The sequence below is a fragment of the Vreelandella titanicae genome, from assembly GCF_014697095.1.
Classification (GTDB): Bacteria; Pseudomonadota; Gammaproteobacteria; order Pseudomonadales; family Halomonadaceae; genus Vreelandella; species Vreelandella titanicae.
Genome location: NZ_CP059082.1, coordinates 1,352,839 through 1,375,343, shown reverse-complemented (window position 1 = coordinate 1,375,343; position 22,505 = coordinate 1,352,839). Strand labels below are relative to the sequence as shown.

The following is a 22,505-nucleotide window of genomic DNA, read 5'->3' as shown; positions in this document are numbered from 1 at the left end:
CTTTCAAAACCCTTGAAATAGCTCGCCTGCGTGCCTAGCTTAGCTAATATGGCTAAGAAGGTTGTACCTGATGAACTCTGGAAAATTGTCGAGCCGCTCTTGCCACCTGAACCACCCAAGTCTGATGGTGGCAGGCCACGTGTTTCCAACCGTGCCGCCTTAACCGGCATCCTGTTTGTGCTTAAGTCAGGCATCCCCTGGGAGATGTTACCTCAAGAAATGGGATTCGGTTCCGGCGTCACTTGCTGGCGACGGCTGCGTGACTGGCATGAAGCCGGTGTCTGGAAAAAGCTTCATCAGACGTTGCTGGAATACCTGCAAGAAGCTGATCAACTGGATTGGGATCGTGCTTGCATGGATAGTGCCTCCATCAAGGCAAAAAAGGGGGGCAGCCATCGGCCCAAAGCGGCCATCCCAGCAGAAGCGGCATGCTGGTTAAGCAGTGTTATGCATCCGGCACGATAATCTATGTTATGCCTTGCGGGAAGTTTTGGAGTTTTGAATTGAATCTGCAGAAGAAGAAAAAGCAGCACTTTGTGTGGCGCAAGTATCTGGAACCATGGTCCGAGACGGATCGCATATACTGTCTCATGGACGGAAGGATATTTAAGTCCGGGCTGATGGGAGTCGGTCAAGAACGATATTTTTACAAACTTAAGGAATTAACCGAAGCCGAGATCAAGATTATTCAAGCCTTCATTGATCAAGATAAAAGACCATTGATCCGAAAGCTCAATCATGGGTGGATAGATTTCTTTAATCAGGTCTTTAAGATTAGAGATCTGCTTGACAGCCATGGTGTGTCACACCCAGAAGTAGATAAAATGCTAGATGTGCTGGTTCATAATTTTGAGGAAGATTTCCATGGCAGGATAGAGTCTGATGCCATTAAATTCCTGGAGATGCTGTATCGCAAGGATCTCTCGTTCTATGACGATGAAAATGAGTTGATCGATTTTTTGTTTTTCATATGTCAGCAGTATTTCAGAACCCAAAACATTGATAGCAAGGTTCAGGCGGCGATTGGTTCCTTTAATGGGTTTAACATCGACGCAATGTGGGCTGTTCTTAGACATACAAGTGCAACGAGTGTTGGGTTTAGCCTGTACCAAGATAGAGCAAATTTTCGTCCGGTACTCATAGATAATACTTCGAATATTCCGTTTGTTACTGGCGACCAACCAGTAATTAATACTCATGCTATTGGGTTGAGTCTTGAGGAAATCCCATCTGAGCTTGAGTTTTATTATCCATTGACGCCCAAGCTAGCCCTTCTTCTTACTAGTGATCCAGATTTAAATAGAATGGGAATAATATCTATCGGAGAAGAAAAAGTTGCTATGTACAATAGGTTTATTCATTCGCAGGCTGGAAAGCAAGTCTATTCGTCCGAAAGAGCTGCTTTGGAGCAGCTTTTAAATGGACAGGCATAGGGGAAGGTATAACAATCGCATGTTGCCGGACTGAATTTTCGCTGCGCTTCAATCCAGCCGCAAATGCGGGCGCTAGGAGTTTATGATGGGATTACTGAATATAATTTTCGGCTCAAAGAAAAAAGGAAAAAGAAAAAGTCAACCTCCTTGTAGAGAGGCCGAAACGGAACTGACGTTCTTGGATAACTTCATCAGAATTTCATCTATAGATTTCTTTGGTCAGTTCAAAAAATCTCCTTCGGGCGAATGGATCGTTGGCTGGAGTGACAGCGACACGGAAAGGGGAATCGGAGGGCATCGAGAAAGGGGGCACGGAAGATATGTTCTTTACAACACGGTCGATAAAAAGTTGGTTCTCCAAGGTAAATTGGAGCGGCCAAACTCCGCAGATGTAGCAAACAATGGCAGCTTTATAGTAGAAGATTGGCATTTCGGTAGTGAGTTGTCTGGCACCTTTTACGTGTTCTCATGTTCTGGTGAAGAACTTGTTAAGAAGAAGTTTTCAGCAAACATCCTGAATAGCGCAATTTCAGATAATGGTCTATTAGCTGTTTGCCAAACCGCAAATGCCCATTCTGGGGATGACGGTAATTTATTGGTTGGCTTCCGTATAAAGGAGCGAGATGATGCCTTTTCCATAAACCCCTCTACGGGTTGGGCCGAAGCATATGTGTTTGATGAGGAATACTCTCGATTCGGTGTAGTACTGAAAGAGGTTGGAACTTTCTTCTACGGATCAGACGGGGTTCTGTTGGAACCACAAAAATTTTATCTAGCTCGATTGCGTAGCAATAAATACGACATTTCTTTAATTGCCGCCCAGGAAATCGTCAAATCAGATCAATCAAGCCTGGAGCAAGTGGAAGAGGCTCTCAAGGCTAGCTCAAAGGCAATCCAATCTGGAGCTGAGTGTAACGATTACTGGAGGTCTATAGCTCTGAAAGTAAATGGTTTAGCGAATGAGCGGCTCGGCAGGGACGAGGATGCGCTTGCAGCATTCGATTCCGCTCTAAAGCTAAACCCAAAAATCGGTATAAAGCGCAATGCTAATGCGATTCGAAAACGGCTCAACAACAAAAGCTTCTAACAAGGCGCATCAATCCTAGGCCTGCGGACGCTCTTTACATTGTGGCTGCGCCTCCATTCCAAGGGCGCAGTAATACACTCGTGCTCAAGCACTATATCAGTGGCTCCTAAAAGGCCGCTCTTGGCCGATAGCTGAATTGCCCAGCATCTCACTCACCACCAGAGGTGCACAAAACTGGTAAGGTTAAGTGCATTTCCGTGACTGCTTACCAAGGATTTGGCATGGCGAATTCCCAACCATTCATTACGTCAATGCGTTTCTACGACGACCACGCTGATCGATTGTTTGACCAGTACCAGTCCCTGAGTTTTGAAAATGCTCATGGTGAATGGCTGCATCAACTTCCTGAGCAGGCTGGTTTAGCACTAGACGTTGGTGCTGGAAGCGGGCGCGATGCTAAAGCACTTGCAGAGCGCGGTTGGCAGATAATGGCGGTAGAGCCCGCAGAAAAGCTGAGATCGCTAGGGCAAAGCCATACGCACGAACGGGATGTCAGTTGGATCGACGATACCTTACCTGCCTTGAATTGCGTCCGTCAGCTATCACAGCGCTTTCAACTGATACTGGTATCAGCGGTGTGGATGCATTTGCACCCTAATGAACAGCAGCGTGCTTTGCGGGTGCTTAGCTCACTGCTAGCGCCGGGCGGGCTTTTGGTAATTACCTGCCGTGAAGGCCCGGATAGTAATGAGCGTCAGTTTTTTTCCGTCAATATGGGCATGTTGGATAACTGGGCTCGTGATCTGGCGTTACTCCCCGTGCAGGCAAGTCATAGCGACGACCAACTTGGGCGCCAGGGTGTTGCTTGGCATCTACGTGTGTTCAGGCTACCTGATGATGGCACTGGGGCACTGCCTTCCCTTCGGCATATTATCGTTAATGACGACAAGGCATCTTCTTACAAGCTCGGTTTGCTACGCACGCTGACACGCCTTGCCGATAGCGCACCTGGCATAGTAATTTCACGAACAGAAGAATGGGTGACAGTACCTCTGGGAGCAGTAGGTCTCTTCTGGATAAAACTGTATCGTCCCTTATTGATAGAGCGTGATTTGCGCCAATCTCCCGGCGAGAAGGGGTATGGTTTCGCTAAGGATGATTTCTATCGCTTAAAGCAACTATCGCCACATGATCTGCGCATTGGCTCAGCCTTTTATGATCCTCAATGTGCTGCCACCGTCATGCGAGCAATCCGCGATGCCTGCCAAACAGTTCTAAAGATGCCTGCTCACTTCACCACCTGGCCCGGCAGCCAGCGGCCTGTGTTTGATGGAAGTTATCAAGGGCTACGCATACGCGAACAGGCCGTTCGACTTGATAGCGCCACGCTGGCTTCTTTCGGAACATTTCGTATTCCTACCTCACTATGGGACTCTATGAGCCGCTACGCCTGCTGGATCGAGCCCGCCATTGTTCATGAGTGGGCTCAGTTAATGCAGCGGTATGACACCACCTACGATATCGGCACATTGCATCTCGCCTTGCAGTGGCAAGAAAGTCGCCGTGACACACAGCAGGCGCGTCAACTGGTCACTCAACGTTTACTTGAACCGGCTCCACTGTCTTGCGTCTGGTCACAAAATGATCTGCACAGGCAAAATTACGCTATCGACCACTGCTTTCCCTGGTCACGCTGGAACAACAATGATCTATGGAATTTGCTGCCAGCGACAGCAAAAGCCAATCAATCCAAATCGGATCGACTGCCTGCAGCTCAAGTGATGCAAAAGGCTAAACAGGACATTATGCACTGGTGGCAATATCTCGATGCCAGTACAGTCTGTCAGCAATTTCGTGATGAAGCTGCCGTAGCACTGCCGCTTGCCACGCCAACGTCTTCTCTGGATGGAATTTTTAACAGCGCATTACTACAACGCCAACGATTGAAGGCGAATCAGCAACTTGCGGAATGGATGGGAGTGCACTGATAAGCCTGTGCCACACCTTGTGTCAGGTAAGAGCTAAAGGTCATTAGCTTGATGACAGTTATTAGATCAAATGTTGACGAGCTTGGCACACTGATGACACAGATTTGACACACGCAAAACAAAAGGGCCTACGCGTTAACGTAGGCCCTTGAAATGATGGCGCGCCCGGCAGGATTTGAACCTGCGACCCTCGGCTTCGGAGAACTAAACTCCCATATCTCCACCCACCCCAATAGACAAATCAAACCCCTATAAATAAGGCACTTAGGCCGTTTTCATGTTTATGCTTGTCTATTGAGGTCTGTGGTTATAGACTCAAAATGCAGTTACCAAAGTGGTAATGAAAAGGAGTCTGCCGTGATAACCACTGACCGCCAGCTAAAAGCGCTTAAGCCCAAAGGCACCGTTTATTGGGAAAGTGTGCAGTCACCCCATGGTGGCGGCTTGGCTATTCGTGTGCAGCCCACCGGATCAAAGGCTTGGTATTACCGTTACCGCTTCAATGGTAAGCAAGACACTTACAGCCTTGGCCGATACCCAAGCGTGGGCTTACTGGAGGCGAGGGAAAGCCACGGTGAAGCAGTAGCGCTACACGCTCAAGGCATTAACCCCAAGCACGCACAGCGTGATGAAAAGGCACGCAATGAGTCAGCCTGGACAATGGCCGTGCTTTTCGATCTGTGGCTTCAGAGCTACGCAAAGACACCCACGGTAAGGACTAAGCGCACGCCTTCACCGCTTGTTGTAGAGCAAGCGTGCTGGCGCTGGGGCCACTACCTAAAAGAGCGCGTTGGCTCCTTACTGGTCAAACACGTTGATGCCCGTACGGTGAAAAGCACCGTCTCCAAAATAGCGGGCACCCAATCACGCAACCAAGCGAGCAAGTGCTTAACCATGCTGCGGGCCATGCTGGCGTATGCCGAGGCGCATGGGCAGATCGACACCAACCCAGCGCAAGGTATCCAACCGGGGCAGTTAGGTGCCACCAAGTCAGCACCACGTGACCGCGTATTAAGCCTGGCAGAGATCAAACGCCTATGGGATGCGATAGAAAGCGCCCGCCTGGATGCCAGCGCAGCTAATGCGCTAAAGCTACTGATACTTACCGGGCAGCGCAGGGGGGAGCTACTAAAAACCAAGTGGCAGCATGTCGACCTTGATGGTGGCCGCTGGACACTGCCAGCCGAAACCACCAAGTCACGCCGAGAGCATACCGTTTACCTTTCAAGCGCAGCAGTTGAACTGCTAAGGCAGCAACAAGCCGTAACTGGTAATAGGGAGTACGTATTTGAAAGCCAGCGTTCTAGTGGCCAGCCGATTGGTGACGCCAGCCTGACTACCGCTATTGCACGGCTTCAGGGGCGCAAGCTGGCAAAGCAAAACATGAAAGCTCCGCTTGCTGATATGCCGCGCTTCAGCGTTCACGATCTGCGACGTTCATTCGCTACGGGCCTACTAAAACACTTTGGCACAGCGCCGCACGTTGTAGAGCAAATGCTGAACCACGCGCCAACAGATCGACTGATTGAAACCTACCAGCGCCACGACTACGCCAAAGAGCAGTGCTTAGCTTGGCAAGCATGGGGGAAGTTAGTCCTGGGAAATGTGGCAGAAAATAACGTATTCACGATGAAACTTTCGCAAGTTAAAGCCAATTAAGGTGCAAATAAATCAACTTTAAAGAACAAATAAGAAGCCACTTATGCAATGCAGTGGTGTGCAGTGAGGAACAGAATGGCACCTAATGTAACCAGATGGGGCACCCTGACCGTGCGGGTGGCGCATTATAGACAAGATATTGTAGAAGGCAACTATGGGCGCGCCTATATGCAGTAATGCCAATCAAAAGACATACTTGCACGCAAAGATGATTTAGCAGGACAATAGCAAACGCTGGATAGACATTCAGCAGAAAGGGCCAGCCCCCTTCGAGCGACCAAACTTTCAAGGGGCTGACCACAACCGCCAGAGGCGGAAAAGGTACTGCAGATACTCATATACACAAACGCACCACCCCATAAATCCAGTGCGCTAACACTGGTAGGGCGATGCGCAGAATGTAAAAGAGCATTGGCAACTGATTATCGAACCCTTCTGGATTCGGAACAGTGCCTTCAGCTAGCTTAACTGCATAGATGCATACAGACAAGCATAGCTTTTAACTGCACCCTTCCCGCCGCTGGCCTCAACCTTGAGGTAACAGCGTATGTCTCCAAGACTACTCACCGAAAAGCAGGCCGCTGAATATACGGGCTATCGCCCGACGACTTTCCGGCAATCTCGCTGGACAGGACAGCTAGGCGGCCACCCTGCCCCGAAATCTATCAAGATTGGGCGCGCTGTACGTTATGACCGGGCAGAGCTAGACGCCTGGATTGAGCGTATTACCAAGCTGGGGGCTAGCAAATGAAACTGACAGCCGCCCAACTCAAGCGCCTAACAGAACTCCTTACCCCCTACCGTAACCACCCGATCACTAAGCCAACGCTTGAACTGGCCTTACAGCTAGTGCGCTCGGAGGCTCCCGTATGAACAACCACGCCCGTACCCTAAACCTACCTACCCGCGACTTCACCGTTTATGCCTTCGCTGACGATGCGCCCCACACCGTGCGTGCTGACTGCGAACTGGCCGCGTTAGAGCAAGCACCCGTGTCTTGCTACATCGTTGTGGAGTACCCCAACCCGAAGCCCGGCCAGCGCTTTCTGGCAATGACTGCCGAGGATGACGTATTTGAAATTCCTGGCGGGCACTGGTCAGACGATGCCCAGAGAGCAGTGGCAGCGCTGAAGAAGCACCGCGCTGATATTCACGATCAGCAGCACAAGCGCAAGGGGGCTGCCAATGGACATTGAGAGCCTACCCTTCAGCGCTTTAGAACTTGCCGAGGCCAGCGCCCAACACAGTGCGCCGCGTTCGTTCCCATACCGCTTGGGCTTGGCTGCCCGTATTGATGAGAGCGTGAGCCAATACAGGAACAAGGCCGCATCCTATGAGCCGGGCACCGCTGAACATGACGCCTATCAAGCAGGCCGCGAGCATGGGAACCGGGTTATTGAACTGCTTAATTCGCTACAGCCGGGAGGCTGAAGGGGGAATGTATGGCCGCCATTACGGCAAAAAAAACCCGGCACGATAAGCGCCGGGGGCATGGCCTTAGCCATGAATCAGAGAGCAATCAGTATACCAGCATTGAGCAGGCGCTAGGCGATGCCCTGGCCGCGCATGGCGTTACCGGGCTGGCGATCCGTGCCGATGGTGATGTTCACCGCTTTGACACCGCCGAAAAGGCCAAAGGCAACCGCAATGGCTGGTACGTGTGCCCTTCGCTGGAAGTGGCCGTTTATGGCTTCTGGCATACCGGGGAACAGCACACCGTTACCACTGGCGGCAAGGCTGACCCCGCCGCTGCTGCCGAGGCACGTCTAGCCGCACAGCGTGCAAGGGAGCAACGCGACACTGAGCGCCGCCAACAACAAGCCAAGACCGCAGAGCAAGCCCGCCGCTGGTGGGCTGCTGCTGGCGCTGCTGACCCTGGCCACCCCTACTTAACCAAGAAGCGCCTAGCACCGCACAGCCTACGCCAGCGTGACTCCATGCTGCTGGTGCCGCTGTTCTTTGATGGGGATCTGGTCAACCTGGAACGCATCTTTCCTGATGGAGCTAAGCGCCCGCTGTTTGGTGGCCGTGCTAAAGGCGTGGCTGGGCTGGTGGGCAAGCTGGCTGGTGCTGAGCGTGTACTGGTGGCTGAGGGCTGGGCAACCGCTGCCGCGCTTTGTGAAGCAATGGCGCTGCCTGTGGTGGTGGCTCGCAATGCGGACAACCTGGAAGCCGTGGCCCGACGCTTACGCCAACGACTACCGGATAACGTCGCGATCACCCTGGCCGCTGATGACGACCGTTTCACCGATGGCAACCCAGGCGCAACCAAGGCCCGGCTAGCAGCACTCGCTATTGGGGCCAAGGTGCTGATGCCTACCTTTTGCGCTGACTGCAAGCGCTGCACCGACTTTGCGGACGTGGCCTTGTGCCGCAAGAAGCGTGGCCTATGAGTTGGGAGCCAGACGATAACCTGGACTTGTTTGGGCTGGATGAAAGCGACAAGCACCTCCCTACCCAAAATGACGTGTCCACCGGGGCCATGGTGTCCAACCGTGACAACCACGCGGCCTCCAGCGTGGACACCACACGGACACCACCCTTTTCCCCGTGTCCACAAGACGAGACCACCACCCTTGGCCAAGAGGTGGAACCGGACAGCATGGACACCCCGCCCGCTAAGATACGCGAGCCGTTTCGACCCGCTTTTACCACCTATTTAACCCATACCCGTTACGGTGTGCCCGGCCTCTACTTCCACGGCCAGCGGCAGCCAAAAGGCGATGGCGACCCAGAGCCTTACGATGTCTGGATATGCGGGCCGTTGGAGTGTAGTGCAGCGACCCACGACGAACGCAACGATAACCACGGGCTATTGCTGCGCTTCAAGTCACCTTATGGGGGCTGGCGTGAATGGGCGATGCCACTGCACTTGCTCAAGGGCAGCGGTGAAGAAATGCGCGGCGAGTTGCTGAATATGGGGCTACGGATAAACCCCGACGCCTACAAGCTGCTGAACAAGTACCTGGCGCAATGCCTGCCTGATGACCGAGTGATAGCGGCGACCCGTGTAGGCTGGCACCAGTTAGAAGGTGGCCGCGTGTTTGTCATGCCCCGGCGTACCTTGGGCAGTGTGGAGCTTTCCCGCCGCATTACCTTTCAAAGCGAGTACGGCACCCATGACGACTACGCCCACGCCGGAACACTGGCTAGCTGGCGCGAGCATATTGGCAGTTTATGCAGTGATAACCCGCTGCTAATTCTGTCGGTCTCTACCGCCCTAGCAGGCCCGCTGCTGGATATGACACACCGCAAGTCAGCGGGCATTCACTTGGTGGGCGATAGCTCCAACGGCAAGACAACAGCGCTAGAAGTCGCCGCCAGCGTATGGGGTGGCCCGGAGTTCATACGCACCTGGCGTGCCACGGGTAACGGCTTGGAAGGTGTGGCCGCTGCCCTAAGCGATACCTGCTTAATACTGGACGAAATAGGCGAGGCCGATGGCCGCGAAATTGGTGCGACCATTTACGCACTTGGCAACGGCACCGGGAAAGCACGCGCTAGCCGCAACGGCACCGCACGACGCCCTCACCGCTGGCGCATTGCGATTCTATCCAGCGGGGAGCGCACCCTGGCTGCCCACATGAGCGAAGCAGGCCAACGCCCCAAAGCAGGCCAAGCCGTGCGTCTGCTAGATATTCCCGCCAAGCGGAAGTATGGCGCGTTCGATCACCTGTACCACCTAAACGATGGGCGAGCCTTTGCAGATCACCTAAAAAGCGAAGTCACCCACCACCACGGCCACCTTGGCCCGGCTTTCATCGAACGGCTGGTAAAAGAACGCCGAGACCTTGCCGCCATGGTAAGCAAGTTTACCGACCTACCGAAGTTCGCCACCGATCACCCCTTACAAGGCCGTGCTGCTAAGGCGTTGGTACTGATTGGCTTGGCCGGGGAATTGGCCACTGAGTACGGGCTAACTGGTTGGCGCGAGGGGGAAGCCTTAGACGCGGCAGAGATTGCCTTAAAGGGCTGGCGTACCTTTCAAGGCGGTGTGCAAACCGAGCACGAGCAAATCCTGGTCAGCGTCCGGGCCTTCATTGAGCGCCATGGAGACAGCCGCTTTAGCGACGTGGACGGAGACCCCAGGCACACCCACACCGTACACAACCGGGCTGGTTATTGGCGTGACCAACCGGATGGCCGCGTTTACCTATTGACGAACGAAGCCTTGAAAGAAGCGTTACGCGGGTTCGACTCACGAAGGGGGCTAGATGCACTGGATTCAGCAGGCTGGATAGCAGAGCGCGAAGGCGGCAAGCGTTCTGTGCGCGTACAGATCAACGGAAAGCGTTCACGGCTATACGCCGTACGACCGGATGAAGGGGGCGAATATGAGTCTTGAGAACTTATACCAACAGTACGCAGGCAGCACAGAGGCCGCCCAGTGGACACCGGACACTATGCCGTGTCCACCCCGTGTCCACGCTGAAACCCGCATGGTTGAGCCAAGTGGACACCATGGCCCCCGTGGACACCACCAAATAGATAAGCAGGAATACAAGCCCGAACAGGTGCCCGCCACCCCGGCAGAGATTGCCACCATCATTGGTGGCCTTAAAACGGCTGGCCGTTCGCTTGGGCTGGTGGAAGCGCTGGCGCGTGAGGCCATGGCACAGCTAACACGGGAAGCTGCCGCTGAGCTGGCCGTGGTACTGGATGATGCCTTTGCAGTGGCACCGGATGACGCCGCCGCCCGTGCCCACTGCCGCCGCTTGCTAACCGACCCGCAAGCGCTGGCAGCCGCTAAGGCGGTATGGCCAAGCTTGCCGCCGACCCTGGCAGCTATCCCCCAGGCAATCACCGCCGCGCCCGTGGTCGATTATGCCCCGCGCTGGCTGCGCCTGATACGTGAGAACTGCCCACTGGTGCCGGAAGATGAAAAGCTGCTTACCCGCTGCTTAGCGATGCGACCATCACGGGAGGCCCTGGAAGCGGCCAAGCAGTACGTCATCACCTGGAAACACGCGACCAGTATCGAGCCACGACAGGCCGCCCAAGACAACGCAGGACGACGCGCCGCTAACAACGAACTACTGGGAGGCAACCGCCATGCTGGATGAAGCCACCATGGAAGCCCGCCGCCTGGCTGCCAGTTTGCGCGGCATCGACGCTGACTTAGCAGAGAGCGCCAACGCCGTATCGCTGGCACTGGAATCAAAACCCGATCAAGACACGTTGATGGGCTGTGCGGCCACGCTGGAAACCATCGAGCAGCGACTACCACTAGGCACACTGGCCGCCCTGGTGCGTGTGCGCCTAAGCCACCTGCAAAAGCTGGTGAACGCCATGCTCGACAATGACACCCAACCACCGCCAACCGCCGCGTAAGGAGCCAACACTATGACCATTACCCGCGAAGCACTCGCCCAGGCAGCCGCCAACGGGCAAGCCCTCAGCCACTTAACCGCCGGGCAAGCATGGGCCGCACACAAACTGTGCGTACCCCCAGAGCGCTTGCAGAAACCACTGGCCAGCCATATTGCAGCGCTACTGGATAACGTCGAACGCAAGGCCCGCCGTGAGTTCTTCGGAGGCGTGGAGCACAACGACACTGATGCAATGATTAGCCGCGCCTATGACCAACAGCAACCGCCCTTTCTGCGACTGCCGATATTGGAAACCTTGAAGGAAGGGATGGACACGTTCTTTCCTGGCCTGAAGCCTGCCGGGTACGATGACAGCGGCGAAGCGGTGTATGCCCTGGCTGACCTTGCCCACGCCTTGGAAGTCAGCGAGGCCGAGCTATTACAACACGCCGAGCAGCGAGGGCTAACCGACCGGATACAGCGCCAAACCGTGCACCGGATACACTGAAGCAGCAAAGCAATAACCAACGCCCTGGCAACCGCTGGGGCTTTTTGTTGGTGCGCAGTCAATGATTCCGGGTAGGGAAAAGTAGGGGTAGCGAGGTGCAAAACGCAACGGTAAGGGCAACAAAACGCAACACTTAAAAAGGTGCGCAACAGCTACATCTGATGGTGGTTGTGCAACTGGATCTAAAGCTTAAGCACCACCCGAAGGGGTAACGTACAAAAATCAGCCTGCCTCTCTTACCTTAGCGTAATTGATGTACTCGAATTTGCTGATTCACGCCCTCAACCTGCATTTCATATCCCCCATTTCGCTGAATAATAATAACCCTTGGGCTGTAGCTATAGTGATAGAGGTAGGAGTAGCTGCTTTGCTGCCATATCTGACCATTCATCAACCGAAAAATAGTCTCACCTTCCCAGCCCTCGAATTCCCCATCAATGTTAGTTTCAATTATGTTGCCACTACTTCCTGAGCCGACACTTCCCCCACCAACCTGCTGCACACTCAAAGCCTTACCACCGAGTATTATTTGACCACGGCTAGGACAAACCACCACTTCCGGATAATACTCATAGAGATATTCATACTCATGGGTAACTTCCCAGAATGAGCCATCTATTAACTGGAAGACCTCGCCGTGATTGCCCATAAAGGGCGTTGGTTCCTGAATACTGCTCTGATAGCAACTCGCCCACGCCGAGTACGGTGCAGCAACCAGCAGCACCACAAATATCAACCTAAAAGCTCTTTTGCCCATTTCACTCTTCCCCTTAGTATTATTTATTGGTTACTTCAGGCCTAAAACATGATGCAAAAGTGGCGTCTGCTGCCAGTAGACTTTATTGCTGGATTCTTCTTCCGCTAATCAAAGCAACAAAACGCAACATCTATGGAGAAGCGCAACGACTGACCTACTGCGAAACCTTAACGGCAAACAGCATTACTGGATAGCGTCGATTTAAAACGGTTTGGGATTGCCTTTTGTGGTTACTAATGTGGTTACAGCCACCATTCCCACAAAGCAAAAAGGCCTACGCGTTAACGTAAGCCCTTGAAATATATGGCGCGCCCGGCAGGATTTGAACCTGCGACCCTCGGCTTCGGAGGCCGATACTCTATCCAACTGAGCTACGGGCGCTTGTGGGTGCGTATCGTAACTGTGCAGGGGCGCTGTGTCCAGCCGTATGGCGCTTGAGTACCTTTAGTCAATTGACCGTTTTCCCTGGTGTGGTGCATGCTTTGGGAGCACTTCTGCACCTTAGTCCATTGGGAACACAATAAAATGAAAACATTTGCACGTAGCACGCTGGCACTGGGCATCTCACTGGCGCTGGTAAGCGCCGCGAACGCCGCTGATTTTGCTGATATGGATCCCGTTACCCTGCGCCTGGCCCATGTGGTCAATGAACAGGATGGTTTCCACATCGCCGCCACCAAATTTGAAGAGCTGGTAGAAGAGCGCACCGACGGCAAGGTGGATATCGAGATCTACCCCAACGCCACCTTGGGTGACGAACGCACGCTGTTGGAAGGCATGCAGATCGGCACCGTGGACATGGGCGTGATTACCAACGGGCCGGTAGCCAACTTTGTCGAAGAGATGGCGGTATTCGAACTGCCTTTCCTGTTCCCCTCCCCGGAAGCCGCTTATGAGGTGCTCGATGGCCCGATTGGCCAGGAGCTGCTCGATAAGCTTTCCGAGGTGAACCTGAAAGGTATGGCCTACGCCGAACGCGGTTTCCGCAACCTGACCAACAGCGAGCGTGCTGTAAACTCGCCGGAAGATCTGGACGGCCTGCGCATCCGCGTGATGGAAAACCCGGTCTACACCGACACCTTCCGTGAGCTGGGCGCCAACGCGATTCCCATGGCGTGGACTGAAGCGCTCACCGCCATGCAGCAAGGCACCATCGATGGTCAGGAGAACCCGGTGAACGTCATTCACTCGTTCAACCTGGATGAAACCCAGAACTACATGACCCTCTCCCGCCACACCTATGCGCCGGCGATTTTTGTGATGGGTATGCCCGCCTGGAACCAGCTGCCTGAAAACGCCCAAGAGGTACTGCTAGCGGCGGCCCAGGAAGCAGCGGAGCATGAGCGCCAGGTGAACGCAGAGATGGAGAGCGAACAGCTGCAGGCCCTGCGCGATGCCGGCATGGAGATCAACGACGATCCAGATATGGAAGCCTTCCAAGCCGCCGTTGCGCCGGTGTATGAGAAGTACGGCGAACAGTTCGGTGATTACCTGCCACGCATCCAGGAAGCGCTCAAGTAATTCGCTTCCCATCGAGGCAAGCCCGACAGTAGATACAGTGCTTTTACAGCAGTGGCTGAGGGCCGTTCCCACTCCGGAACGGCCCTTCCAACCAAGAGACACGCCTGATGGCTGAAACCACCCATACGAAGCTAGCGAACAGGCTCAATAAGATAAATCTCAATTTACTATTGGTTTTTCACACGCTGTATTGGAAAAGGAGTTTGACGCTCACCGCACAAGCGCTTTGTCTGACGCAGCCGGCCGTCAGCCACTCGCTGAAAAAACTCCGCCTGTTAATGGACGACCCGCTTTTCATTAAGACGTTGGAGGGCATGCAACCGACCCCGCTTGCCCGGCAGATGGATGCCGCCGTAGGCAAAGGGCTGTTCTACCTTGATCAGGCAGTTCACAGTAATAACGAGTTTTCGCCTGCCACATCAAAGCGGGAGTTTCGGGTCAGTTTGGTGGACTATGTCAGCCAACAGCTACAACCCAAGCTTATTCAGCACTGTTTAGAACACGCGCCAGATTTGTGTTTCAACATGCTCTCCACGCGCATCGCAAGTGCAGAGGGCGCCCAGCAAGTCCTTCAAGAGCAGGATATCGACTTGGCGGTGGTGCAGTTCGAAACCTTGCCGCTCACCTCTCATCATGAGTACCTGTTTGACGATGTGATTGGCTGTGTGGGTGATGCGACATTTCATGGCGAGAGTAGCGCCATTACCCTTGAGGCGTTTTTAAACTCCCCCCAGGTCGCTTTGTCGCATCGTGAAGACAGCCCGCTGTTAATCAATGAAAAACTGAGGGAGTTGGGGTTAGAGCGGAAAATCGTCGCCAAGACGCCCTACATCAATCCGCTGCAGGAAATATTGGTGTCCACAGCACTGCTCTGCGTGGTGACAGAGAGCGCGGCAAGGGTCATTTGCCGCAACAATAGCTTGAAGTTCTACGCTCTGCCCCTGGACGTACCGGCGTTCAAAGTCTGCCTGTGCTGGGATGAAAGGAAGGATCACGATCCAGGCATACACTGGTTGCGGCAATTAACCCGGGAGCTGATGACACCAGCCCCCTCCACCCAGGGCGACACTTAATCAAACCGCCAAACTCACTCCACCGCCACGACTTTGCCGCGGTTCAACAGTAGCTTGGGATCCAGAGCGACTTTCATGCGCTTCATTAAAGCGATCTCCTCGCTGGAGCGGGAAATACTTAGGTAGTCGCGTTTTTCGAGACCAATGCCATGTTCGGCAGAGATTGAGCCGCCGTACTCTTTCAGGGGCGAGTAAACCAACTGCTCAACTTGGCGGCGGCTTTGCGGGCTGTCGTCGCGCACCGTGATCATGATGTGCAGGTTGCCATCGCCAAGATGGCCGAACACGATCATTTTTCCTGTTTGCGGAAACTGCGCCTTGAGGTTTTGCTCCAGGGTATCGACGTACGCGTCCATATGGGGAATCGGCAGGCTGATATCATAGGAGAACATCGGCTTCAGCTGGTGCACCAGCACTTCGATATCCTCTCTGATCGCCCAGATCCCCTGGCGCTGGGCACCGGAATTGGCTAGTACGGCATCGGTGATCAAGCCCTCTTCCATCGCCTTTTGCAGAATCTCGGAGAAATGCTCCGCATCCTGGGCGTCATCTAGCCCCAGGGTTTCGATGATCGCGTAGAAAGGCGAGTCGTCGGCCAGCGGGGGCGCGTGCTTGCCACTCTCGGTGGTCACCAGCTTGTAGTGGCTATTCCACAACGCCTCGAAGGCGCTAAGGCTATTGGCGAGCTCTTGGGAGACCCTGCGTAACAGCTGGGTCAAGGCATCGAAGGAGGGCACCGCGACCAGCGCGGTTTGTTCGCTGGGCATATGGGGCTGCAGCCGGAGTACTGCACGGGTGACGATACCCAGCGTGCCTTCGCTACCGATAAATAGCTGTTTGAGGTCGTAGCCAGCGTTATTCTTGAGCATTTTGTTCAGCGAGCTGACCACGGTGCCATCGCTAAGTACGGCTTCCAGTCCCAGCACTTGCTGGCGCATCATGCCGTAGCGAATGACCCGTATGCCGCCCGCATTGGTGGCGATATTGCCGCCAATGGTGCACGAGCCCCGAGCGCCAAGGTCGAGCGGAAACTGCATATCGATCTCCGCCGCGGCTTCCTGCACACGCTGGAGCGTCACCCCGGCCTGAACCTGAATCGTAGAGCCGACCAGATCGATCTCTTCGATCTGATTCATCAGCTCCAGGGAAACCACCAGTTCCTCCGGGCTGGCTTCACCCCCGTGCACAATGCCGGTCATTCCGCCATGGGTCACTACAAGCTGGTCGGCCTGATAACATAAGGCCATCACCCTGCTAAGCTGTTCGGTATTACGGGGCCTTACAATGGCCTTGGCACGACAGGGCGCCCCGGTAAACCAGTCGACGCTACGCTGGGAGACATCTTCACCGAGCAGCACGCCTTCTGGGCCGACTACCGCTACTAGGTCGTTAAGCAACTTGTCCATTGGTTATTCCTGTTTTAGCTGGCGTTGCCATGGGTAGCAAGACTTAGCCATCGACTAAACCTTACAATTGCCTTCCAAGGCATTTAATCAATCGTAATGTTTGCAGGCTAGCGCTAACTATCACCACTCTCAAGCCCCAGATCTATAAAGATTTTTTGGATTATTATCGCGAATAGTGGAATGAAAATAAGTAATTTGCCCTGTTAGTTCGATGTGATATAGATGAAGCCCAATAAGACAATAAGAACAGCCACCACTAGGAGATAATGTGAATCACAACGCCCGCTTCACCGCTCACGCCGCATCCTGTTATACAAGTAAATTCAAACAGTTAAACTTGATATTGCTATGCGCTGGCCTGCTTGGTTTACCGCTAATGGCCCACGCCGAGGAAATAACGCCTACCAATCTGCGCTTAGCGACCGTGGTAAATACAGAAGATACTTACCATATCGCCGCCGAGCGGTTTCAGCAGTTAGTCAGCGAACAGACCGACGGCGCGGTCTCTGTCGAGATCTTCCCCAACGCTTCTCTGGGAGACGAGCGCACCATTCTGGAAGGCATGCAGATCGGCACTGTCGATATGGGCGTGATCACCAACGGGCCCGTGGCCAACTTCGTTGATGAGTTCTCAGTGTTTGAGCTGCCTTTCCTCTTCCCTTCCGCCGAATCTGCCTACTCGGTGCTGGATGGTGAGATCGGCCAGGAGATACTGGGTAAATTAGAGAATGTGAACCTTAAAGGGCTGGCGTTTGCTGAGCGCGGTTTTCGCAATATCACCAATAGCCAGCACGCGATTAATGCGCCCCAGGATCTCGAAGGCCTGACACTGCGCGTCATCGAGAACGAGGTCTATGTGGATACGTTCCGGGAACTCGGCGCCAATGCCGTGCCCATGGCCTGGACAGAAGCGCTGACCGCCCTGCAACAAGGCACGATTGATGGTCAGGAAAACCCGGTTAACGCCATCCATGCCTTTAACCTGGCGGAAACCCAGGACTACCTCACCATGACACGGCATATCTATGCGCCAGCGATCTTCATTATGAGTTTACCCGCCTGGAACGGCCTTCAAGAGGAGGTTCAGGAGATCGTACTCGATGCCGCCAGCGAAGCTTCTAGCTATGCCAGAGAACAAAATGCCATCATGGAAGCCGAGCAGTTAGCCGAATTAGCTGAGGCAGGCATGGAAATAAATGAGTCGCCCGATATCGCCGCATTTCAGGAAGCCGTTGCCCCGGTGTATGAGAAGTACGGCGATCAGTTCGGCGACTATCTGCAACGCATCCAGGAGGAAGTGAAGTAAGTGCCCACTCACACGCATCCATTGGTAACGTTGCTACAGCGTACTGAACGCTTTCTGGACTCCATTCTCCAGCCCGTGGTCTTTGCGGGCATGGCGGCGCTGATTGGGGTGATTACCCTGCAGATCGTCTCTCGTGTGCTATTCACCGCGGTGGGCTGGACTGAGGAGGTCGCCCGCTTTCTGCTGGTGTGGATCACCTTCTTAGCCGGCACCTTGGCGTTTCAGCGCGGGCGGCATATTGCCGTGACCTTTGTGGTGGATGCCCTGCCCGGCCGCCTGCGCCAAATCGCACGTATTGCCGCCCTGCTGGTAGTGCTGGCGTTTATGATCACGCTGATCGTGATCGGCTACCGCTATATGCAGGTACAGAGCTTTCAGAAATCCGCCTCGCTGCGGCTGTCGATGACCTACGTCTACGCGGTGATGCCAATCTGCGCGGCGATTATGGCTTGGTACGCGCTGGTCGATATCATCGAGCTGCTGATTAACGGCGAAACCACCCAGCCCCAGGAGGAGTCCCTATGACGCTGCTGCTGTTTGGGCTGTTCTTCCTGTTTATGCTGCTGGGCGTGCCGATCGCCTTTGCCATTGGCGCCAGCACGCTCTATGCGCTCTATCAATCCGGCGTGCCGCTGATGGTGGTCACCCAGCAGATGTTCCAAGGCATTAACTCCTTTGCCCTGGTCGCGATCCCGATGTTTATCCTCGCTGGGGATTTAATGGCCCAGGGTAAGGTGAGCGAAAAGCTGGTCAGCTTTGCCGATTCGCTGGTCGGTTTTATGCGCGGCGGGCTCTCTGTGGTCTCGGTGATGGCGGGCATGTTCTTTGCGGCCATCTCCGGCTCTGGCGCCGCGACCACCGCAGCGGTGGGTTCCAGTCTGGTGCCGGAGCTAAAGCGCAAAGGCTACGACCCGGCCTCGGCGGCCAGCTTAATTGCCGCCAGCGGCACGATAGGGGTGGTGATTCCACCCTCGGTGCCGATGATCATCTACGCGGTGATCGCTCAGCAGTCGGTCTCCAAGCTGTTTCTAAACGGCTTTTTGCCGGGTCTGGCGATGGGGCTAGGATTAATGGCCATCGCCATTGCTCAGGCGTATAAGCGCCAGTACCCCAAAGGTACGCCGCTCTCGCTGGCAACCATCTGGACGACCTTTAAAGACGCCAGCTGGGGATTGATGACGCCGGTGATTATCCTCGGGGGTATCTTCTCCGGTATCTTCACGCCTTCAGAAGCAGCAGTAGTGGCGGTGAACTACGCCATGCTGGTGTCGCTGTTTGTGTATCGTGACCTGACCCTGCCACAGGTGTATAAGCTGCTGATCCGTTCGGCGATGACCACCGCGGTGATTATGCTGGTGATTGCCATGTCGGCGGTGCTGAGCTGGACGCTGTCTAGCTGGCAGGTGCCGGGAGCAATTGCCCAGGCCGTGCTGTCGCTGTCTACCAACCCTTATGTGATTATGCTGCTGATCGTGGGGATTATTCTGCTCACTGGGGTGTTTATCGAAACCGCCAGTGCGCTGATTATCCTCACCCCGGTGCTGTTGCCGTTGGTGCTGCAGCTGGGGATTGATCCGATCCACTTTGGTTTGATTATCGTGGTGGGGCTCTCGATCGGCATGATTACCCCACCGGTGGCGATCAACCTCTATGTGGCCTCATCAATCACCCAGCTACCGCTGGAGCGCATTACCCGCGCGATCATCCCTTACCTGCTGGGGCTGATCGGGGTGCTGCTACTGGTGGTTTATGTGCCGATTATGTTGGGTTGGTCAGGTGGTTAAACCAGCGTTTGCACTTTTTAAAGAGAGCCTTATTGGCTCTCTTTTTAAGGTGGCGCTTATCTAGTCTCAGTGCATTCATCGTGAATTCAAATAAGAAGTTCACATTGAATGCTCGCCAGCTTGGCACGACTTTCGAAACTGTCCCGGTGTTACTTCAAAGAGCTGGAAAAAACAGCTGCGAAAATGAGAGATACTCACAAAACCGGTGGCAACTGCCACTTCGGCAACGGGCTTGTTAGTTTGCTGAAGGAGCTGGCGCGCACGCGTTAGACGAAGTTCCATATAGTATCGAGAAGGGCTAGCATTAACGTAATTACCAAACATACGTTCTAACTGGCGTCTCGAAATATTAACCCAATTAGCTATTTCGGATATGGATAAAGGCTCTTCAATATTATTTTTCATCAATTGCAGTGATATTTTCAATTTTTCTGGCAGAGTGAGGTTTTGATCGACACCTATCGTTGAAATATCTGGGGAGTCTAAGCCCTTATCACAGCTAAGCATCTCTTCAACTGCACTGACCACCTCATTGCCACAGTCAGTTCTGACTACTTCAAGCATCATGCTCAATGAGCTACTCGCCCCGGCACAGCTGATACGATTACGATCCACAATAAAGCTACGGCTAGATACCGATACATCCCAGAACTGCTCTGCCATCATCGCGCGGCCATCAGGATGATAAGCACACTGGTAGCCGTTCAATAATCCCGCCTCTGCAAGGAAGTAGGCGCCGTTCCATAACCCTCCTAACATCATGTCTTTACTGTCAGCATGCCTCAGTTTGCTGCGCAGTAGGAGGGTTGTTTTAGGAAGTACACGCAGGCCACCGCATACAATCAACACATCAATATTGAGGCTTGTAGCATCGAACTGGTCTAACGAATAATCCGCGGCTACCTCAATACCTAAGTCAGAAACCGTTGCAGGCGCCTCGCTACCCACCACCAAGACCTCATACATCGTAGTAGATTGCATTAAATTCGTTGTAACGAGTGCATCCACAGCGCCAGTGAAAGCCATCATTGAAAAATTCTCTAGCAGTATAAAAGCTACTTTTTTTGTTATCTTAGGCTTCCCTAAAGAGTCAGTCGAAGAAATGTAAGCCATGTTTTTATTTTTCAATATGCTTGAGAATTTATCCTTCATGATGAACCTCAATTTTTTAAGTCATAGTTATTGTTAAGCAAAAATCACGCCATGGAAAAATAAACCAATAAAATCAGGATAATTAGAATTCACCAATACCACAAGATCTCAAACCCAACCATGTAAAACCTGCCCAATCTTGTATCAAATTGACCAATTTACACGAACCCTACGTGACTGGTTAAAAATTAAAAAATAGTTATATTATTTAAAAACCTTATAGTAAAAGTACGAATTTCAACCGTATTAGCCAATCGAGTATTACATCAGTCGGCTTTCACTGAACTTTTCGATATCACACTGGGTAGAGATGGCTTTGTCATTTTCACTCATGAGCCTACTACTAACACAACCTTAGCCTCTAGCGTCCCGCGGCGCGAATCTTCCTCTCGCCTTACTTCGTCAGATAACAAAAACATACCCATCGCCACGTACTTTTTAAAAGTTCATCAAATGTCGCTATTTAGGCCCTTAGTGTCGCAAAAAATACCTTTTCGAAAGTCGTAACTGATTCAAGATGAAAATCCATCCCCCTGTCCTCTGAGAAATAAACTTATGAATAATCCTAAAAGCAAAAAAGTTACTCTGGGCGCTGCAACTCTTTTGTCCTTAACAACCATCGGGAGTGTCCAGGCAGAGAACATCTCGTTGAAATTCCATAGCGGGCTTTCACAATCTCGCCCTGAAGCAGAGCAGATCAACAGATTCGCTAGCTTAGTGAGTGAAAAGTCAGATGGCGAGCTTGACATCGAAGTCTACCATGCAGGCGCCTTAGGTCTTAAAGAAGCCGACATGCTGAGAGTATTGCAGCAGGGCATGGTCGATATGGCACTACTGTATGGTGAATATTACACACGTGATGCGCCTGCCTTGGCATCTGTATATGCTCAGGGCGCCATTACGGAATCTTCCCAACACGATGAAATTCTTGATGTCATCAGGGAGCTATATGAAGACGGCTTCTCAGAGTGGGATATTCAGATCGTTGGTGGCGTCGTCGCCCCTATTTTCGATGTCGGCTTGCACTGCAAAGAGCCGGTACACTCCTTAGCAGATCTACAGGATAAGAAAGTCCGTGTCTGGTCCAGACACCTTGTGGATACTTTTGAATTATTGGGCATTTCAGCTCAAGTCATTCCGCAAAACGATATGTATATGGCACTTCAAACAGGCGTTGTAGATTGTGCCTATTACTTATCTACCGTGGCCCCTACCGTTTCGCTTCAAGAAGTCACCGAGTACGAGTCTTACTTACATCCTTGGGCAGCCTCACCATGGCTTTTTGGTATCAGTGAACAAGCGCTATCCCGCCTCAACGACAACCAACGTCAGGCTCTGGAAGAAGCTGGTAAAGAGATTTGGAACGAGACCCGCGCCACTGCGGTTGACCCAGAGCGCGAAGCGCAGGCGCGTCAAGAGCGTAAAGAATTGGGAATCACCATGCTTCCCGACTTCTCAGATGATGACGTTGCAACCTTTGTAGACGCCGCTTGGCAGGCGTGGCAAGCCATGGCGGAAAACGCAGGCGAGGACGGCACACGCTACTACGAGACAGTCACCCAAGCGATCTCCAAAGAGTAAT

The 22,505-nt window shown here is 53.2% G+C and carries 22 protein-coding genes, 1 tRNA gene and 1 pseudogene; 20 read left to right on the top strand and 4 right to left on the bottom strand.

Annotated features, from left to right (window positions below; all coding sequences use genetic code 11):
• Nucleotides 1-48: 48 nt before the first annotated feature.
• From HZS52_RS06485 to HZS52_RS06425, 14 genes and pseudogenes are all read left to right on the top strand, one after another.
• A pseudogene (locus HZS52_RS06485) lies at nt 49-390 on the top strand (transposase); the annotation flags it as partial.
• A 38-nt stretch (nt 391-428) separates the two neighbouring features.
• On the top strand, nt 429-1,433 hold the full coding sequence (locus tag HZS52_RS06480) for a DUF4238 domain-containing protein (protein ID WP_190374356.1): 1,005 nt from the start codon (nt 429-431) through the stop codon (nt 1,431-1,433).
• A gap of 85 nt (nt 1,434-1,518) precedes the next feature.
• Nucleotides 1,519-2,520, top strand: a complete 1,002-nt coding sequence (locus tag HZS52_RS06475) for a hypothetical protein (RefSeq protein ID WP_190374355.1) — start codon at nt 1,519-1,521, stop codon at nt 2,518-2,520.
• A 221-nt stretch (nt 2,521-2,741) separates the two neighbouring features.
• Nucleotides 2,742-4,448 carry a class I SAM-dependent methyltransferase gene (locus HZS52_RS06470; protein ID WP_190374354.1) on the top strand — a complete coding sequence of 569 codons (1,707 nt, stop codon included), beginning with the start codon at nt 2,742-2,744 and terminating at the stop codon, nt 4,446-4,448.
• 357 nt (nt 4,449-4,805) lie between these two features.
• Nucleotides 4,806-6,107, top strand: a complete 1,302-nt coding sequence (locus tag HZS52_RS06465; protein ID WP_190374353.1) for a tyrosine-type recombinase/integrase — start codon at nt 4,806-4,808, stop codon at nt 6,105-6,107.
• A 547-nt stretch (nt 6,108-6,654) separates the two neighbouring features.
• On the top strand, nt 6,655-6,858 hold the full coding sequence (locus HZS52_RS06460; RefSeq protein ID WP_190374352.1) for a helix-turn-helix transcriptional regulator: 204 nt from the start codon (nt 6,655-6,657) through the stop codon (nt 6,856-6,858).
• Nucleotides 6,855-6,980: a hypothetical protein gene (locus tag HZS52_RS24625; protein WP_263365327.1), complete on the top strand. Its 126-nt coding sequence runs from the start codon at nt 6,855-6,857 to the stop codon at nt 6,978-6,980. Before HZS52_RS06460 ends, HZS52_RS24625 begins: the two co-directional genes overlap by 4 nt.
• Nucleotides 6,977-7,303 carry a hypothetical protein gene (locus HZS52_RS06455; RefSeq protein ID WP_190374351.1) on the top strand — a complete coding sequence of 109 codons (327 nt, stop codon included), beginning with the start codon at nt 6,977-6,979 and terminating at the stop codon, nt 7,301-7,303. The genes HZS52_RS24625 and HZS52_RS06455 overlap by 4 nt, the downstream gene beginning before the upstream one ends.
• The gene (locus HZS52_RS06450; protein WP_190374350.1) at nt 7,293-7,538 is read left to right on the top strand and encodes a hypothetical protein; all 246 of its coding nucleotides are present in this window, start codon (nt 7,293-7,295) and stop codon (nt 7,536-7,538) included. Before HZS52_RS06455 ends, HZS52_RS06450 begins: the two co-directional genes overlap by 11 nt.
• A gap of 11 nt (nt 7,539-7,549) precedes the next feature.
• Nucleotides 7,550-8,500, top strand: coding sequence for a toprim domain-containing protein (locus tag HZS52_RS06445; RefSeq protein ID WP_190374349.1), 951 nt, complete (start codon nt 7,550-7,552; stop codon nt 8,498-8,500).
• Nucleotides 8,497-10,452, top strand: coding sequence for a DUF927 domain-containing protein (locus HZS52_RS06440; protein ID WP_190374348.1), 1,956 nt, complete (start codon nt 8,497-8,499; stop codon nt 10,450-10,452). Before HZS52_RS06445 ends, HZS52_RS06440 begins: the two co-directional genes overlap by 4 nt.
• Nucleotides 10,442-11,170 (top strand): hypothetical protein, encoded by a 729-nt coding sequence (locus tag HZS52_RS06435; protein WP_190374347.1) that lies wholly within the window; start codon nt 10,442-10,444, stop codon nt 11,168-11,170. The genes HZS52_RS06440 and HZS52_RS06435 overlap by 11 nt, the downstream gene beginning before the upstream one ends.
• Nucleotides 11,160-11,438 (top strand): hypothetical protein, encoded by a 279-nt coding sequence (locus tag HZS52_RS06430; RefSeq protein WP_190374346.1) that lies wholly within the window; start codon nt 11,160-11,162, stop codon nt 11,436-11,438. Before HZS52_RS06435 ends, HZS52_RS06430 begins: the two co-directional genes overlap by 11 nt.
• A 12-nt stretch (nt 11,439-11,450) precedes the next feature.
• A complete protein-coding gene (locus tag HZS52_RS06425) occupies nt 11,451-11,924 on the top strand; it encodes a hypothetical protein (RefSeq protein ID WP_190374345.1) in 474 nt (157 codons plus the stop codon).
• Between the two features lie 241 nt (nt 11,925-12,165).
• Here HZS52_RS06425 and HZS52_RS06420 read toward each other — a convergent pair whose 3' ends face one another.
• Both HZS52_RS06420 and HZS52_RS06415 read right to left on the bottom strand, forming a co-directional pair.
• Nucleotides 12,166-12,681, bottom strand: coding sequence for a hypothetical protein (locus HZS52_RS06420; RefSeq protein ID WP_190374344.1), 516 nt, complete (start codon nt 12,679-12,681; stop codon nt 12,166-12,168).
• A gap of 304 nt (nt 12,682-12,985) precedes the next feature.
• A tRNA-Arg gene (locus HZS52_RS06415) sits at nt 12,986-13,062 on the bottom strand.
• A gap of 144 nt (nt 13,063-13,206) precedes the next feature.
• Between HZS52_RS06415 and HZS52_RS06410 the strand changes: the two genes are divergently transcribed.
• Together HZS52_RS06410 and HZS52_RS06405 are read left to right on the top strand one after the other, a co-directional pair.
• A complete protein-coding gene (locus tag HZS52_RS06410) occupies nt 13,207-14,202 on the top strand; it encodes a TRAP transporter substrate-binding protein (protein ID WP_022521381.1) in 996 nt (331 codons plus the stop codon).
• Between the two features lie 107 nt (nt 14,203-14,309).
• Entirely contained in the window at nt 14,310-15,275 is a 966-nt protein-coding gene (locus HZS52_RS06405; protein ID WP_190374343.1) for a LysR family transcriptional regulator, read from the top strand.
• Nucleotides 15,276-15,289: 14 nt separating this feature from the next.
• Here the strand turns inward: HZS52_RS06405 and HZS52_RS06400 are convergent, their stop codons facing one another.
• Nucleotides 15,290-16,681, bottom strand: coding sequence for an FAD-binding oxidoreductase (locus tag HZS52_RS06400; RefSeq protein ID WP_190374342.1), 1,392 nt, complete (start codon nt 16,679-16,681; stop codon nt 15,290-15,292).
• A 268-nt stretch (nt 16,682-16,949) separates the two neighbouring features.
• Here HZS52_RS06400 and HZS52_RS06395 point away from each other — a divergent pair, with 268 nt between their 5' ends.
• The 3 genes from HZS52_RS06395 to HZS52_RS06385 are packed head-to-tail and all read left to right on the top strand — an operon-like array spanning nt 16,950 to nt 19,771.
• Nucleotides 16,950-17,987 carry a TRAP transporter substrate-binding protein gene (locus HZS52_RS06395; RefSeq protein WP_190374341.1) on the top strand — a complete coding sequence of 346 codons (1,038 nt, stop codon included), beginning with the start codon at nt 16,950-16,952 and terminating at the stop codon, nt 17,985-17,987.
• Complete coding sequence (locus HZS52_RS06390; RefSeq protein ID WP_223828066.1) at nt 17,988-18,512, top strand: TRAP transporter small permease; 525 nt, start codon at nt 17,988-17,990, stop codon at nt 18,510-18,512.
• A complete protein-coding gene (locus tag HZS52_RS06385; RefSeq protein WP_088699473.1) occupies nt 18,509-19,771 on the top strand; it encodes a TRAP transporter large permease in 1,263 nt (420 codons plus the stop codon). Before HZS52_RS06390 ends, HZS52_RS06385 begins: the two co-directional genes overlap by 4 nt.
• A gap of 99 nt (nt 19,772-19,870) precedes the next feature.
• On the opposite strand, the gene HZS52_RS06380 is transcribed toward HZS52_RS06385, so the two are convergent.
• Nucleotides 19,871-20,923, bottom strand: coding sequence for a GlxA family transcriptional regulator (locus HZS52_RS06380; protein WP_039857585.1), 1,053 nt, complete (start codon nt 20,921-20,923; stop codon nt 19,871-19,873).
• A 555-nt stretch (nt 20,924-21,478) separates the two neighbouring features.
• Between HZS52_RS06380 and dctP the strand changes: the two genes are divergently transcribed.
• Nucleotides 21,479-22,504, top strand: coding sequence for a TRAP transporter substrate-binding protein DctP (gene dctP / locus HZS52_RS06375; RefSeq protein ID WP_190374340.1), 1,026 nt, complete (start codon nt 21,479-21,481; stop codon nt 22,502-22,504).
• Nucleotide 22,505 lies beyond the last annotated feature (1 nt).

Bases quoted from the DNA above. Each gene is read 5' to 3' on its own strand.
- HZS52_RS06480 (WP_190374356.1), top strand. From the start codon at position 429: ATGCTGGTTAAGCAGTGTTATGCATCCGGCACGATAATCTATGTTATG.
- HZS52_RS06475 (WP_190374355.1), top strand. From the start codon at position 1,519: ATGGGATTACTGAATATAATTTTCGGCTCAAAGAAAAAAGGAAAAAGA.
- HZS52_RS06470 (WP_190374354.1), top strand. From the start codon at position 2,742: ATGGCGAATTCCCAACCATTCATTACGTCAATGCGTTTCTACGACGAC.
- HZS52_RS06460 (WP_190374352.1), top strand. From the start codon at position 6,655: ATGTCTCCAAGACTACTCACCGAAAAGCAGGCCGCTGAATATACGGGC.
- HZS52_RS24625 (WP_263365327.1), top strand. From the start codon at position 6,855: ATGAAACTGACAGCCGCCCAACTCAAGCGCCTAACAGAACTCCTTACC.
- HZS52_RS06455 (WP_190374351.1), top strand. From the start codon at position 6,977: ATGAACAACCACGCCCGTACCCTAAACCTACCTACCCGCGACTTCACC.
- HZS52_RS06450 (WP_190374350.1), top strand. From the start codon at position 7,293: ATGGACATTGAGAGCCTACCCTTCAGCGCTTTAGAACTTGCCGAGGCC.
- HZS52_RS06445 (WP_190374349.1), top strand. From the start codon at position 7,550: ATGGCCGCCATTACGGCAAAAAAAACCCGGCACGATAAGCGCCGGGGG.
- HZS52_RS06440 (WP_190374348.1), top strand. From the start codon at position 8,497: ATGAGTTGGGAGCCAGACGATAACCTGGACTTGTTTGGGCTGGATGAA.
- HZS52_RS06435 (WP_190374347.1), top strand. From the start codon at position 10,442: ATGAGTCTTGAGAACTTATACCAACAGTACGCAGGCAGCACAGAGGCC.
- HZS52_RS06430 (WP_190374346.1), top strand. From the start codon at position 11,160: ATGCTGGATGAAGCCACCATGGAAGCCCGCCGCCTGGCTGCCAGTTTG.
- HZS52_RS06425 (WP_190374345.1), top strand. From the start codon at position 11,451: ATGACCATTACCCGCGAAGCACTCGCCCAGGCAGCCGCCAACGGGCAA.
- HZS52_RS06420 (WP_190374344.1), bottom strand. From the start codon at position 12,681: ATGGGCAAAAGAGCTTTTAGGTTGATATTTGTGGTGCTGCTGGTTGCT.
- HZS52_RS06410 (WP_022521381.1), top strand. From the start codon at position 13,207: ATGAAAACATTTGCACGTAGCACGCTGGCACTGGGCATCTCACTGGCG.
- HZS52_RS06405 (WP_190374343.1), top strand. From the start codon at position 14,310: ATGGCTGAAACCACCCATACGAAGCTAGCGAACAGGCTCAATAAGATA.
- HZS52_RS06400 (WP_190374342.1), bottom strand. From the start codon at position 16,681: ATGGACAAGTTGCTTAACGACCTAGTAGCGGTAGTCGGCCCAGAAGGC.
- HZS52_RS06385 (WP_088699473.1), top strand. From the start codon at position 18,509: ATGACGCTGCTGCTGTTTGGGCTGTTCTTCCTGTTTATGCTGCTGGGC.
- HZS52_RS06380 (WP_039857585.1), bottom strand. From the start codon at position 20,923: ATGAAGGATAAATTCTCAAGCATATTGAAAAATAAAAACATGGCTTAC.
- dctP (WP_190374340.1), top strand. From the start codon at position 21,479: ATGAATAATCCTAAAAGCAAAAAAGTTACTCTGGGCGCTGCAACTCTT.